This is a genomic window from Pseudomonas sp. NPDC078416 (assembly GCF_050268485.1).
GTDB lineage: Bacteria > Pseudomonadota > Gammaproteobacteria > Pseudomonadales > Pseudomonadaceae > Aquipseudomonas.
The window spans coordinates 110134-124370 of the sequence record NZ_JBNNGV010000014.1; the positions used below are offsets into that span (position 1 = coordinate 110134).

A 14237-nucleotide genomic window follows, 5' to 3' on the forward strand; every position below is an offset into this window, starting at 1 on the left:
TGCCTTGATAAGCTGCGTCGGCATCACGTTGTCAAAGTCCGCAGCAGGTTCTTGTAGTCCTCGCGGATGTCCGCATCGGATTCTTTCAATTCGTTGATCTTCCGGCACGCGTGCAACACGGTGGTGTGATCGCGGCCGCCAAACACGTCGCCGATTTCGGGAAGGCTGTGATTGGTCAGTTCTTTCGACAGTGCCATCGCTACTTGCCGCGGTCGCGCGACGGACCTTGAACGGCGTTTGGACAGCAGGTCGGAGATTTTTATCTTGTAGTACTCAGCCACGGTCCGCTGGATGTTATCCACACTCACCAGTTTGTCCTGCAACGCTAGCAAGTCCTTCAAGGATTCACGGATCAGCTCGATCGTGATGTCCCGGCCCATGAAGTGCGAGTGAGCGATGACGCGCTTCAGCGCACCCTCAAGCTCACGCACATTGGAACGAATCCGCTGCGCGATAAAAAATGCGGCGTCGTGAGGGAGATCGACTTTCGCCTGATCTGCCTTCTTCATCAAAATCGCCACCCGTGTTTCCAGCTCCGGGGGTTCGACGGCGACGGTCAGGCCCCAGCCGAAACGTGACTTCAGGCGCTCTTCAAGCCCTTCGATTTCCTTAGGGTAGCGGTCACTCGTGAGAATAACCTGCTGACCTCCTTCGAGAAGAGCGTTGAATGTATGGAAAAACTCTTCCTGAGAACGCTCCTTGCGCGCAAAAAATTGAATGTCGTCAATCAGCAGTGCGTCTACGGAGCGATAGAACCGTTTGAACTCATTGATGGCATTGAGCTGCAGCGCCTTGACCATATCCGCCACAAATCGCTCGGAGTGCAAATACACAACCTTGGCGTTCGGGTTCTTCTTGAGCAGGTGGTTACCCACAGCATGCATCAAGTGAGTTTTACCCAGACCCACACCCCCATAAAGGAAGAGCGGGTTGTAGCCGTGCTTGGGATTGTCGGCTACCTGCCAAGCGGCCGCGCGCGCCAGTTGGTTGGATTTACCTTCGACAAAATTTTCGAACGTGAAGGTCCTGTTCAGGTAGCTGGTGTGCTTCAGCGCACCCTCGACCTGAACATTACGCTGCTCGGCGCGCGCAGGCGCTTGCTGAGAACTGGCGCCAGCCATTGGATCGAAGCTCGCCCGGGAAGGCTCGTCCTCGACATTCAATGAAGTCTGAATCATCGGAGCAGGCGTCGCTACGGACTGTGGCGCGCGGGCTGCGACCGGCGCTTCACTGGTGGCAGCCATCTCGGCAGCCTGAGATGCGGCCGCCGCAGCAGCGAGCGGTGCATTCGGGGCCGCACGTGGGGCCGAGCTACGCTTGCTACCTATTAATAAGGACAGCGCCGGCGCCATTCCCTGACCATGCTCGCCCAGCAACTCGAGCAATCGACCCAGGTACTTCTCATTGACCCAGTCCAGCACGAATCGGTTGGGTGCATATACGCGCAATTCGTCGCCTTCGGCTTCAACCTGTAACGGACGGATCCAGGTGTTGAATTGCTGGGCAGGCAGCTCATCGCGCAAAAGCTCAACGCATTGCTGCCAAAGTTCCACTGACACAAATATCCCCTAGATTCTGAAGCCGGCGCGGCAAAAACAAGCGGCCATTGTAACCACCCGTAGCTGACTTATCCACATGAAGGTGGGGCGCTAACACGCGAAACCCTGCGCAAAACACCTAAAAAGACGACAACCAGTGGATAGTTAAGCTCTGTGGATAACCGCGCATTAGCTCTCTGCATAACACGGGCCTGAAACCTGTGGATAAATCGTCTGTGGATAAGAGACGTTTTTATACACAGCTTGTCGTCAGCTGCAACACAGCCGCAGCACCGCTTGTGGACAGACTTTCATTCCTCTGTACATCACGCATTACGAGGTCTACAGCGTTTTATCCACAGAAATCTTCTCCTTAAGCTTTTATAAGCTTTACAAAGAAGCTTTAAATACCTTCCTTCTTTATTTCTATATCTACGTCCCAAGAATGCACCGACGGATGGATCGCTGTCGATGAAGTCCACTCAGGAACTAAATGCAAGAAACGTTGGTTGGAAATTGACCTGCGAGCCCGCTTTCTCTAGAATCCCCGGTCTCTTAAAACGGGGGCCATTCCGGCCCGTTGTGGACGAACCAGGTAACACGCCATGAAACGTACTTTCCAACCCAGCACTATCAAGCGCGCTCGCACCCACGGTTTCCGTGCTCGTATGGCCACTAAAAACGGTCGCGCAGTTCTTTCGCGTCGTCGCGCCAAAGGCCGTAAGCGTCTGGCAGTTTGATTAATCGGCACAGGTGGTGAGTCAGGACTTCAGTCGGGAAAAGCGTTTGCTGACACCCCGGCATTTCAAGGCAGTCTTTGACTCCCCCACCGGCAAGGTTCCGGGAAAAAATCTCCTGCTCCTTGTGCGCAACAACGACCTTGATCATCCCCGTCTAGGGCTGGTGATCGGGAAGAAGAGCGTGAAGCTCTCTGTCGAGCGCAACCGTTTGAAACGCCTGATGCGTGAGTCGTTTCGCCTTCACCAGGACAACCTGGTCGGATGGGATATCGTCGTCGTCGCACGCAAAGGCTTGGGTGACATTGAAAACCCCGAATTGATTCAGCATTTCGGCAAGCTCTGGAAACGTCTGGCGCGCAGCCGGCCCGATCCCGAACTTAAAACCGAAACTGCGGGGGTAGACAGTCCTGATGCGTAAACTGGCGCTCGTTCCGATCCAGTTTTACCGCTATGCCATCAGTCCTCTGATGGCCAGTCACTGTCGTTTCTACCCCAGTTGCTCCTGCTACGCGTACGAGGCCATTGAAAATTATGGTCTGGTGCGCGGTGGCTGGCTGACCTTACGTCGCTTAGGTCGGTGTCATCCGTGGAATCCCGGTGGTTATGACCCGGTTCCACCTGCTCCCACCTCCCGTTCCTCTTCGATGGCCGAGTAATCATGGATATTAAACGCACGATCCTGATCGTCGCCCTGGCAATCGTGACCTATGTCGGTGTCCTGAAATGGAACCAGGACTATGGTCAGGCTGCCTTGCCGACTCAGAATGTTGCTGCCAACACCAATACATCCGCTATTCCTGATGCTCCGCAAGGTTCAGCGACTGCCAATGCAGACGTTCCCAGCGCTACCGGCGAAGTAGCTGCGCCTGCGGAAATGCCGGTGGCCACCAGCAAAGATCTGATCCAGGTGAAGACAGACGTCCTCAATCTGGAAATTGATCCGGTTGGCGGCGATGTGGTGCAGCTTCGTTTGCCACTTTATCCACGCCGTCAGGATCATCCCGAGATTCCTTTCCAGCTGTTCGATAACGGTGGCGAGCGTATATTCCTTGCGCAGAGCGGTCTGACTGGCGCGAACGGTCCTGATGCCCGTGCAGCGGGTCGCCCGGTTTACTCGGCCACGCAAAAAAGTTATCAGCTGACTGATGGCCAGAACGATCTGGTCGTCGATCTGAAATTCAGCGATGCCGGCGTTAATTACATCAAGCGCTTCACGTTCAAACGCGGTCTGTATGACCTTACCGTTTCTTACGTGATCGACAACCAGAGCGCGCAGCCGTGGAACGGTAATCTGTTCGCCCAGTTGAAACGCGATGCGAGCGCCGATCCATCCTCGACGACCGCTACGGGCACCGCCACCTATCTGGGTGCTGCCATGTGGACGCCTTCGGAACCCTACAAAAAGGTTTCCATGAAGGACATCGACAAAGGCTCGGTAAAGGATACTGTTCAGGGCGGATGGGTCGCCTGGTTGCAGCATTACTTTGTGACCGCCTGGATCCCGAACAAGGCTGACAGCAATACCGTCACCACCCGTAAAGACAGTGCCGGCAATTACATTATCGGTTTCACTGGCCCGGCATTGACGGTCGCACCTGGCGCGAAAACCGAAACGACTGCAACGCTCTACGCCGGTCCGAAGAGTCAGGCGGTCCTGAAGGAGTTGTCCCCAGGTCTTGAACTGACAGTGGATTACGGGATTCTGTGGTTCATTGCCCAGCCTATTTTCTGGCTGCTGCAACATATCCACAGCATCGTGGGCAACTGGGGCTGGTCGATCATCTTCCTGACCATGCTGATCAAGGGGCTTTTCTTCCCTCTGTCGGCCGCCAGTTACAAATCCATGGCACGCATGCGTGCGGTAGCTCCACGCCTTGCTGCGTTGAAAGAGCAACATGGCGACGATCGTCAGAAGCTTTCTCAGTCGATGATGGAGCTGTACAAGAAAGAGAAGATCAACCCGTTGGGTGGATGCTTGCCGATTCTGGTGCAGATGCCGGTGTTCCTGTCGCTGTACTGGGTACTGCTTGAAAGCGTTGAAATGCGCCAGGCCCCGTGGCTGCTGTGGATAACTGACCTGTCGATCAAAGACCCGTTCTTTATTCTGCCGATCATCATGGGCGCTACCATGTTCATCCAGCAGCGTTTGAACCCGACACCTCCGGATCCGATGCAGGCCAAGGTCATGAAGCTGATGCCAATCATCTTTACGTTCTTCTTCCTGTGGTTCCCGGCCGGTCTGGTGCTGTACTGGGTCGTGAACAACACCTTGTCCATCACTCAACAGTGGTACATCACACGCAGCATCGAAGCGAAAGCCAAGAAAGCTGAAGCCTGATCTACCCTGTTAACAAGTTATTCAAAACGCCCCCTCGTGGGGCGTTTTGCTATCCGTCAGTTGCCCAGGAGTCGGCCCATGAACGTTCTTTCTGAAACCATCGCGGCCATTGCGACGGCTCCCGGCCGCGGAGGCGTCGGTATCGTCCGTATTTCCGGGCCCAAGGCTAGCAATTGTGCCAAGGCAATTCTGGGCAAGCTGCCACAACCCCGTTATGCACACTACGGCACTTTTAAAGAAGAGAACGGTGCAGTAATCGATGAGGGCATTGGTCTCTATTTTTCAGGCCCTCACTCGTTCACCGGAGAAGATGTGCTCGAGCTTCAAGGGCATGGCGGGCCTGTGGTTCTCGACATGTTGCTGCAACGGTGCGTCCAGTTGGGCTGCCGCCTGGCACGTCCGGGAGAGTTCAGTGAACGCGCGTTTCTCAATGACAAGCTTGACTTGGCTCAAGCCGAGGCGATCGCTGACCTCATCGAGGCGAGTTCTGCGCAGGCCGCGCGCAATGCATTGAGGTCGCTGCAGGGTGCATTTTCCCAACGAGTCCATGAACTCACGGAGAAACTGATCAGCCTGCGTATCTACGTTGAAGCGGCAATCGACTTTCCGGAGGAGGAAATTGACTTTCTCGCGGACGGTCACGTCCTTACCATGCTGGATAACGTACGCAATCAGTTATCCACAGTGCTGCACGAAGCCAATCAGGGCGCCTTGCTCAGGGACGGCATGAATGTGGTTATTGCAGGCAGACCCAACGCCGGCAAATCCAGCCTCCTGAACGCACTCGCGGGCAAAGAAGCGGCAATCGTGACTGAAATTGCCGGCACAACCCGGGATGTCCTGCGCGAACATATCCACATTGATGGAATGCCGCTTCACGTGGTGGACACTGCGGGTCTGCGCGACACGGACGATCAGGTCGAAAAAATAGGCGTTCAACGCGCGCTTCAGGCGATAGGCCAGGCCGACCGCATTTTGCTGGTGGTGGATGCAACAGCACCCGAGGCGGGTGATCCCTTTGCATTGTGGCCAGAGTTCCTCGACCAACGACCTGACCCGGCCCATGTCACGCTGATTCGTAACAAGGTGGACTTGAGTGATGAGCCGGTGGAGCTGTTGACCAGCGTCGATGGCCACGTGACCATCAGCCTCAGCGCCAAGACCGGCGGTGAGGGCGTGGTGCTTCTGCGCGAGCATCTCAAGGCATGCATGGGGTACCAGCAAACAGCAGAGGGAAGCTTCAGTGCGCGCCGGCGCCATCTTGGGGCGTTGCACAGGGCAAGCGCTTCTCTGGAGCATGGACGCTCGCAGCTGACCTTGGCCGGCGCTGGTGAGCTCCTTGCCGAGGACCTGCGCCAAGCTCAGCAGTCCCTGGGCGAAATTACCGGTGAATTCAGCTCGGACGATTTGCTGGGACGTATTTTCTCCAGCTTTTGCATCGGCAAATAACGCCGCGCGTTATCTCCAGGCAGGTCAATTTTTCCGGATCTGCCCCATCTCGATTCACTCATCCCACTTTTCCTGACCTCCGATCAGTGTCATGGCGGATAAGTGCGCTTCGAATTTGACCGTTCAGCACCCGCATTCTCGAATAAGCCCTGTGCATAACTGCAAATGAGCCCGGTTGATAAACAGGGCTCTGACCTGAGGATAATTGCGCCTGTGGACAACTGTTCGTTTAATCCACAGGCTTAGACAGGTTATCCAAGGGCCTCATGCCTACATGGACACAGGCTTTTGATTCTCTGTACATGAGGTATTGAAAGGCTTTCAGAGATTTATCCACAGAAAGCGGGCTCAGTAAAAATAAACATAAAAACAAAGATCTTATAAATTTCTTTCTTTTTAATTTCTATAAACGCCATTCATCCACAGCTGGTTAGATTTTGCGCAACGGGTTTCTTAAGGGGGGGTAAGTCCCTATACTTGCCGCCATTCCTATTCCCCCCAATCAACAGGCACGAGGTGCGTGGTGGATTTCCCTTCCCGTTTTCAAGTGATCGTCATCGGCGGCGGTCATGCCGGTACCGAGGCAGCACTGGCGTCTGCACGTATGGGTGTCACCACCCTGCTGCTTACGCACAACGTGGAAACCCTCGGCCAAATGAGTTGCAACCCGGCCATCGGTGGCATCGGTAAAAGTCATCTGGTCAAAGAGATCGATGCACTTGGCGGTGCTATGGCAACGGCCACTGACAAAAGTGGTATCCAGTTTCGCGTGTTGAACAGCCGCAAAGGCCCGGCCGTCCGGGCGACGCGTGCACAGGCAGATCGCGTGCTTTACAAAGCGGCTGTCAGAGAGATCATTGAAAACCAGCCCAACCTGTGGGTATTCCAGCAGGCATGCGACGACCTGATCGTCGAGCAAGATCAAGTGCGCGGCGTAGTGACTCAGATGGGCCTGCGTTTTCTGGCCGACTCCGTGGTTCTCACCACAGGTACCTTCCTGGGCGGACTTATCCACATAGGTCTGCAGAACTATTCGGGCGGGCGCGCCGGTGATCCGCCGTCCATTGCGCTTGCACGCAGGCTTCGTGAACTACCGCTGAGAGTGGGTCGCTTGAAAACGGGCACGCCTCCGCGCATCGATGGCCGATCTGTGGATTTCTCGGTGATGACAGAACAGCCGGGCGATACGCCGATCCCCGTGATGTCTTTCATGGGCTCCAAGGCTCAGCACCCGAGCCAGGTCAGTTGCTGGATTACCCACACCAACGCCCGGACCCACGAAATCATTGCTGCGAATCTGGATCGGTCGCCGATGTATTCTGCTGCCGGTGAGATCGAGGGGGTCGGCCCGCGCTATTGCCCGTCGATCGAAGACAAGATTCACCGCTTTGCCGACAAGGAAAGCCATCAGGTGTTTATCGAACCGGAAGGTTTGACGACCCATGAGCTTTATCCGAACGGTATATCGACCTCGCTGCCGTTCGACGTACAGCTGCAGATTGTTCGGTCTATTCGCGGGATGGAAAACGCCCACATCGTGCGGCCTGGCTATGCCATCGAGTACGACTATTTCGATCCGCGCGACCTGAAGTACAGCCTGGAAACCAAGGTTATCGGGGGGTTGTTTTTCGCAGGACAAATCAACGGCACGACCGGTTACGAAGAAGCCGGTGCCCAAGGTTTACTTGCCGGCGCCAACGCAGCGCTTCGGGCTCAAGGCAAGGACAGCTGGTGTCCGCGTCGCGATGAGGCTTACATCGGCGTACTGGTGGATGACCTGATTACCCTGGGCACCCAAGAGCCGTACCGGATGTTCACCTCGCGCGCCGAGTACCGTCTGATTTTACGCGAAGACAACGCGGACTTGCGTTTGACCGAACAAGGTCGGGCGCTCGGGTTGGTCGACGATGCCCGCTGGGCGGCGTTCTGTGCCAAGCGTGAAGGCATCGAGCTGGAAGAACAGCGGCTGAAATCCACCTGGATTCGTCCGGGTACCGAGCAGGGCGATGCGGTCTCGGCGCACTTCGGCACTCCGTTGACCCACGAATACAATCTGCTGAATCTGCTGAGCCGTCCGGAAGTGGACTACGCCAGTCTGGTTGCGCTGACCGGCAACGGCTCGCCTGACCCGCAGGTCGCTGAACAAGTCGAAATCAAGACCAAATACGCCGGTTACATCGACCGTCAGCAGGATGAGATCGCTCGTCTGCGTGCCAGCGAAAACACACGGCTTCCTGCTGATATCGATTACACCGGGATCTCCGGTCTGTCCAAAGAAATCCAGAGCAAGCTGGGGATAACTCGTCCGGAAACGCTGGGCCAGGCCTCGCGGATTCCAGGCGTCACACCCGCGGCGATTTCTCTGTTGATGATTCATTTGAAAAAACGCGGCGCGGGCCGTCAGTTGGAGCAAAGCGCTTGAGTTCGATGGTTACCCCGCAGCATGCAGAAGAACTGACCCTTGGCGCTAGACAGCTCGGCGTTGAGTTGAGTGAGAGCCAACACAGCCAGTTGCTGGCGTACCTGGCTTTGCTGATTAAGTGGAACAAGGCCTACAACCTGACTGCTGTTCGTGATCCGGATGAGATGGTGTCTCGCCATCTGCTGGACAGCTTGAGCGTGGTGCGTTTCATCGAGGGTGAGCGTCAGCTGGATGTCGGCAGCGGCGGCGGAATGCCCGGCATTCCGCTGGCCATCCTGTTTCCGGACATGAAAGTCACGGTGCTCGACAGCAATGGCAAGAAGACCCGGTTTCTGACCCAGGTAAAACTTGAGCTTGCACTCGCCAACGTGGAAGTTATCCACAGCCGTGCCGAAGCATTCCAGCCCGCGCTGCCGTTCAACGGCATCATTTCCCGCGCCTTCAGCAGTCTGGAAGACTTTACCCAGTGGACTCGACACATGGGCGACGGCGAAACGCGCTGGTTGGCAATGAAGGGTCTGCATCCAGTGGATGAACTGGTAGCATTGCCCGCAGATTTTCATCTGGAAAGCGCGCAAGCCTTGGCCGTACCCGGTTGCCAAGGTCAACGGCATCTGCTGATACTGCGCCGCACGGCATGACAGGGAACACACGCAATAATGGCTAAGGTATTCGCGATAGCGAACCAAAAAGGGGGTGTGGGTAAAACCACAACCTGTATCAACCTCGCGGCCTCGCTGGTGGCTACCAAGCGTAGGGTGTTGTTGATCGATCTCGATCCGCAAGGCAATGCCACCATGGGCAGCGGTGTGGATAAGCACGCGCTTGAGCACTCGGTCTACGATTTGCTGATTGGCGAGTGCGATCTGAATCAGGCCATGCACTTTTCCGAGCACGGCGGCTATCAGCTACTGCCGGCAAACCGCGATCTGACGGCTGCCGAAGTGGTCCTGCTGGAAATGCAGATGAAGGAGTCGCGTCTGCGCTCAGCACTGGCGCCCATCCGCGAAAACTACGATTACATCCTCATCGATTGTCCTCCATCGCTTTCAATGCTGACACTCAACGCTCTGGTTGCGGCCGACGGCGTCATTATCCCCATGCAATGTGAGTACTTTGCGCTCGAAGGTCTGAGCGATCTTGTGGATAACATCAAACGCATCGGTGAGTTGCTCAATCCTCAGCTCAAGATCGAGGGTTTACTGCGGACCATGTACGACCCGCGGCTCAGCTTGATCAACGACGTTTCGGCACAGCTCAAAGAGCACTTCGGCGAGCAGCTGTACGACACCGTTATTCCGCGCAATATTCGTCTGGCCGAGGCGCCTAGCTTCGGCATGCCGGCATTGGCGTACGACAAGACTTCTCGCGGCGCGCTGGCGTACCTGGCGCTCGCGGGCGAGATGGTCCGTCGCCAACGTCGCGGCAGTCGCACCGCGGCTCAGCCCACTTAAGGAAATTCCATGGCCGTCAAGAAACGTGGACTCGGACGTGGGCTGGACGCACTGCTGAGCAGCCCAACCGTCACCGCACTGGAAGAACAGGCAGTGAAGGCCAGTGAGCGCGAGCTTCAGCACATTCCGCTGGACCTTATTCAACGAGGCAAGTATCAGCCGCGTCGTGATATGGACCCCCAGGCACTGGAAGAACTTGCGAACTCGATCAAGGCGCAAGGGGTGATGCAGCCAATCGTGGTCCGCCCGATTGCCGACAACCGCTTCGAGATCATTGCCGGTGAACGCCGCTGGCGCGCCAGCCAGCAGGCAGGGATCGAAACGATTCCTGCCATGGTGCGTGATGTGCCGGATGAAGCGGCCATTGCAATGGCACTGATCGAGAACATTCAGCGCGAAGATTTGAATCCGATCGAGGAAGCGATTGCCCTGCAGCGTCTGCAGCAGGAATTTCAGCTGACCCAACAGCAAGTGGCTGAAGCGGTCGGCAAGTCGCGAGTCAGCGTTGCGAATCTGCTGCGACTGATCGCATTGCCGGAAGTCATCAAGACCATGCTCTCCCATGGTGACCTGGAGATGGGCCATGCCCGTGCGCTGCTGGGACTGCCTGAAGATCAACAGGTTGAAGGGGCGCGACATGTTGTCGCACGCGGTCTGACCGTGCGCCAGACCGAAGCGCTGGTTCGCCAGTGGCTCAGCGGGAAACAAGAGGCTGCAGAGCCAGTGAAGGCTGACCCTGACATCACACGTCTGGAACAGCGCCTGGCCGAGCGGCTGGGCTCCGCGGTGCAAATCCGGCACGGACAGAAGGGCAAAGGTCAGTTGGTCATCCGTTATAACTCGCTGGATGAGCTACAAGGTGTGCTCGCTCACATTCGCTGAAACAAATCATGCGTAGCGCGTAGTCGGAAATCACTACCTGGCAGTTGAATAGGGGCTGAACCGCCCCTATACTCTGCGCGCATTTTGTCGGCACAATTTATGCCAAGTTATTGATTTTGGCGGCCGGCTCACTAGGAGCCCATGTGATGGAGACACGCACGCCAAACCGCTTGCCATTCCATCGCCTGGCTGTTTTCCCGATCTTGCTGGCTCAGTTGATTGTCCTCTTGGGGACTGCGCTGGCGCTTTGGCAGTGGCATGGTGTCGTAGCCGGGTATTCGGGGCTTTGCGGAGGCCTGATAGCCTGGCTGCCGAATGTGTATTTTGCTCATAAGGCATTCCGGTACTCCGGGGCCAGGGCAGCGCAGGCCATCGTTCGGTCGTTCTACGCCGGCGAGGCAGGCAAGCTGATTTTTACGGCAGTGCTCTTTGCACTGACGTTTGCAGGTGTAAAGCCGCTGGCTCCGCTGGCGGTTTTCGGCGTGTTCATACTGACCCAACTGGTCAGTTGGTTTGCGCCCCTGCTACTGAGAACAAGACTTTCGAGACCTTAGGGCGTTTGAGGCAACCATGGCAGAGCAAACAGCTTCGGGCTATATCCAGCACCACTTGCAGAACTTGACCTTTGGTCATTTGCCTGACGGCAGTTGGGGCTTCGCGCATTCCGCGGCGGAAGCAAAAGAAATGGGCTTTTGGGCTTTCCACGTCGATACCCTCGGCTGGTCGGTCGCACTGGGTCTGATTTTCGTCCTCATCTTCCGTATGGCCGCTAAAAAGGCGACTTCCGGCCAGCCGGGTGCGCTGCAGAACTTCGTTGAAGTGCTCGTCGAGTTCGTTGACGGCAGCGTCCGGGACAGCTTCCATGGCCGTAGCGCCGTGATCGCCCCTCTGGCATTGACCATCTTCGCCTGGGTGTTCCTCATGAACGCCGTCGATTTGATTCCTGTCGACTGGATCCCTCAACTGGCGATCATGATCACCGGTGATCACCACATTCCTTTCCGCGCCGTATCGACCACCGATCCGAACGCGACGCTGGGCATGGCCCTGTCCGTATTCGCCCTGATCATTTTCTACAGCATCAAGATCAAGGGTATCGGCGGCTTCATCGGCGAATTGACCCTGCACCCGTTCGGCAGCAAGAACATTTTCGTTCAGGCGCTGTTGATTCCGGTGAACTTCCTGCTTGAATTCGTGACTCTGGTGGCCAAGCCGATCTCCCTGGCACTGCGACTGTTCGGCAACATGTACGCGGGTGAACTGGTGTTCATTCTGATCGCGGTCATGTTCGGCAGCGGTCTGTTGTGGCTCAGCGGTCTGGGCGTGGTCCTGCAATGGGCGTGGGCTGTGTTCCACATCCTGATCATCACCCTGCAAGCGTTCATCTTCATGATGCTGACCATCGTCTACCTGTCGATGGCTCACGAAGATAACCATTGAGACCCGCCTGGCGAGTCTGATGATCCCCTCGCTTTGGTGAGGGGGTGCCCGCGAGGGCTTGATGTAAGAAACGATTTTGCTTTACCGCTTTAATCTAAGAAAACCTAACCAATACGACGTAAAAGTCGGGAGGAAAGATGGAAACTGTAGTTGGTCTAACTGCTATCGCTGTTGCACTGCTGATCGGCCTGGGCGCACTGGGTACTGCAATCGGTTTCGGCCTGCTGGGCGGTAAATTCCTGGAAGGCGCTGCGCGTCAACCGGAAATGGTTCCAATGCTGCAAGTTAAAATGTTCATCGTGGCTGGTCTGCTCGACGCCGTGACCATGATCGGTGTTGGTATCGCTCTGTTCTTCACTTTTGCGAACCCCTTCGTTGGTCAACTCGCTGGCTGATCACTCGAATCTTCGAGTTGATTGGTGTGATGGACAACGAACGAGCGAGGTGTTGGCGTGAACATTAATGCAACCCTGATTGGCCAGTCCGTTGCGTTCTTCATTTTTGTGCTGTTCTGCATGAAGTTCGTGTGGCCTCCGGTCATCGCGGCTTTGCACGAACGTCAGAAGAAGATTGCGGATGGACTGGACGCTGCTACACGAGCAGCTCGCGACCTGGAGCTGGCCCAAGATAAAGTGGGTCAGCAACTGCGCGAAGCTAAGGCTCAGGCAGCTGAGATCATTGAGCAAGCCAAGAAACGCGGTACACAGATTGTCGACGAAGCCCGTGAACAGGCTCGCGTCGAAGCTGACCGCATCAAGGCTCAGGCTCAGGCCGAGATCGAACAGGAACTGAACGGCGTCAAAGACGCGCTGCGCGCCCAATTGGGTAGCCTGGCAGTCAACGGCGCAGAGAAGATCCTGGGTGCCACAATCGATCAAAACGCGCACGCGGAGCTGGTAAACAAACTGGCTGCTGAAATTTAAGCGAGGGCGATCATGGCAGAACTGACCACGTTGGCCCGACCTTACGCTAAGGCAGCCTTCGAGCATGCACAGGCGCACCAGCAACTGGCCAATTGGTCAGCCATGCTCGGCCTGGCTGCTGCAGTGTCGCAAGACGACACGATGCAGCGCATGCTCAAGGCCCCGCGACTGACGAGCGCAGACAAGGCCGCCACTTTTATTGAAGTGTGCGGCGACAAGTTCGATGCCAAGGCACAGAATTTCATTCACGTCGTTGCTGAAAACGACCGTCTCCAGCTTCTGCCGGAGATCTCCGAACTGTTCGAGCTGTACAAGGCTGAGCAGGAAAAATCGGTAGATGTGGATGTGACCAGTGCTTTTGCATTGAACCAAGAACAGCAAGACAAACTCGCCAAGGTTCTCAGTGCACGGCTCGGCCGGGAAGTGCGCCTGCACGCTGCGGAGGATGCCGCCCTCATAGGTGGTGTCATCATCCGCGCCGGCGACCTGGTTATCGATGGCTCAGTTCGCGGCAAACTCGCGCAACTAGCCGAAGCATTGAAATCTTGAGTTTGAAGGGGCAGCAGAGCAATGCAGCAACTCAATCCTTCCGAAATAAGTGAAATCATCAAGGGCCGCATCGAGAACCTCGATGTAGCCTCCCAAGCCCGAAACGAAGGCACAGTCGTCAGCGTGTCTGACGGTATCGTGCGGATTCACGGTCTCGCCGACGCTATGTACGGCGAAATGATCGAGTTCCCGGGCGGCGTTTACGGTATGGCACTGAACCTGGAGCAAGACTCCGTGGGTGCTGTCGTACTGGGCGCTTACACCTCCCTGGCTGAAGGCATGAGTGCCAAGTGCACCGGCCGCATCCTGGAAGTTCCGGTTGGTAAGGAACTCCTGGGTCGCGTAGTCGACGCACTGGGTAACCCTGTCGACGGCAAAGGTCCGCTGAACAACACCGAGACCGATGCGGTCGAGAAAGTTGCTTCAAGCCCCTTGCCGATGTTGCTTGGCCGCGCCAAACAGCTGGTCAACGCTGACTTTGAAGCGATCGTGCGCAACCTGA

At 56.3% G+C, this 14237-nt stretch carries 15 protein-coding genes and 1 pseudogene; 15 read left to right on the forward strand and 1 reads right to left on the reverse strand.

The features are described from left to right. Positions 1-23: 23 nt before the first annotated feature. Complete coding sequence (gene dnaA / locus ACQKEN_RS14680; protein ID WP_427686492.1) at positions 24-1559, reverse strand: chromosomal replication initiator protein DnaA; 1536 nt, start codon at positions 1557-1559, stop codon at positions 24-26. Positions 1560-2143: 584 nt separating this feature from the next. Between dnaA and rpmH the strand changes: the two genes are divergently transcribed. The 15 genes and pseudogenes from rpmH to ACQKEN_RS14755 all read left to right on the forward strand — a co-directional run. Then, entirely contained in the window at positions 2144-2278 is a 135-nt protein-coding gene (gene rpmH, locus ACQKEN_RS14685) for a 50S ribosomal protein L34 (RefSeq protein ID WP_002551315.1), read from the forward strand. 16 nt (positions 2279-2294) lie between these two features. Further along, the gene (rnpA, locus tag ACQKEN_RS14690; RefSeq protein ID WP_122534378.1) at positions 2295-2696 is read left to right on the forward strand and encodes a ribonuclease P protein component; all 402 of its coding nucleotides are present in this window, start codon (positions 2295-2297) and stop codon (positions 2694-2696) included. Then, complete coding sequence (gene yidD / locus ACQKEN_RS14695) at positions 2689-2934, forward strand: membrane protein insertion efficiency factor YidD (RefSeq protein ID WP_074886126.1); 246 nt, start codon at positions 2689-2691, stop codon at positions 2932-2934. The genes rnpA and yidD overlap by 8 nt, the downstream gene beginning before the upstream one ends. A 2-nt stretch (positions 2935-2936) precedes the next feature. Next, positions 2937-4616, forward strand: coding sequence for a membrane protein insertase YidC (gene yidC / locus ACQKEN_RS14700; protein ID WP_427686495.1), 1680 nt, complete (start codon positions 2937-2939; stop codon positions 4614-4616). 78 nt (positions 4617-4694) lie between these two features. Next, positions 4695-6065, forward strand: a complete 1371-nt coding sequence (gene mnmE / locus ACQKEN_RS14705) for a tRNA uridine-5-carboxymethylaminomethyl(34) synthesis GTPase MnmE (protein ID WP_427686497.1) — start codon at positions 4695-4697, stop codon at positions 6063-6065. A gap of 523 nt (positions 6066-6588) precedes the next feature. Further along, the gene (gene mnmG, locus ACQKEN_RS14710; RefSeq protein ID WP_427686499.1) at positions 6589-8487 is read left to right on the forward strand and encodes a tRNA uridine-5-carboxymethylaminomethyl(34) synthesis enzyme MnmG; all 1899 of its coding nucleotides are present in this window, start codon (positions 6589-6591) and stop codon (positions 8485-8487) included. 5 nt (positions 8488-8492) lie between these two features. Continuing rightward, positions 8493-9128 carry a 16S rRNA (guanine(527)-N(7))-methyltransferase RsmG gene (gene rsmG / locus ACQKEN_RS14715; protein ID WP_427686508.1) on the forward strand — a complete coding sequence of 212 codons (636 nt, stop codon included), beginning with the start codon at positions 8493-8495 and terminating at the stop codon, positions 9126-9128. An 18-nt stretch (positions 9129-9146) separates the two neighbouring features. Then, positions 9147-9941 carry a ParA family protein gene (locus tag ACQKEN_RS14720; RefSeq protein ID WP_133774014.1) on the forward strand — a complete coding sequence of 265 codons (795 nt, stop codon included), beginning with the start codon at positions 9147-9149 and terminating at the stop codon, positions 9939-9941. A gap of 9 nt (positions 9942-9950) precedes the next feature. After that, positions 9951-10823, forward strand: coding sequence for a ParB/RepB/Spo0J family partition protein (locus tag ACQKEN_RS14725; protein ID WP_369305099.1), 873 nt, complete (start codon positions 9951-9953; stop codon positions 10821-10823). A gap of 146 nt (positions 10824-10969) precedes the next feature. Further along, entirely contained in the window at positions 10970-11377 is a 408-nt protein-coding gene (locus ACQKEN_RS14730; RefSeq protein WP_265387745.1) for a F0F1 ATP synthase subunit I, read from the forward strand. 16 nt (positions 11378-11393) lie between these two features. Next, positions 11394-12263, forward strand: coding sequence for a F0F1 ATP synthase subunit A (atpB, locus tag ACQKEN_RS14735; RefSeq protein ID WP_074886103.1), 870 nt, complete (start codon positions 11394-11396; stop codon positions 12261-12263). A 137-nt stretch (positions 12264-12400) separates the two neighbouring features. Next, complete coding sequence (gene atpE, locus ACQKEN_RS14740) at positions 12401-12658, forward strand: F0F1 ATP synthase subunit C (protein ID WP_002555987.1); 258 nt, start codon at positions 12401-12403, stop codon at positions 12656-12658. Between the two features lie 57 nt (positions 12659-12715). Then, the gene (locus ACQKEN_RS14745) at positions 12716-13186 is read left to right on the forward strand and encodes a F0F1 ATP synthase subunit B (RefSeq protein ID WP_065988056.1); all 471 of its coding nucleotides are present in this window, start codon (positions 12716-12718) and stop codon (positions 13184-13186) included. A gap of 12 nt (positions 13187-13198) precedes the next feature. Next, positions 13199-13735, forward strand: a complete 537-nt coding sequence (locus ACQKEN_RS14750) for a F0F1 ATP synthase subunit delta (RefSeq protein WP_037016920.1) — start codon at positions 13199-13201, stop codon at positions 13733-13735. A 21-nt stretch (positions 13736-13756) separates the two neighbouring features. Next, a pseudogene (locus ACQKEN_RS14755) lies at positions 13757-14237 on the forward strand (hypothetical protein); the annotation flags it as partial.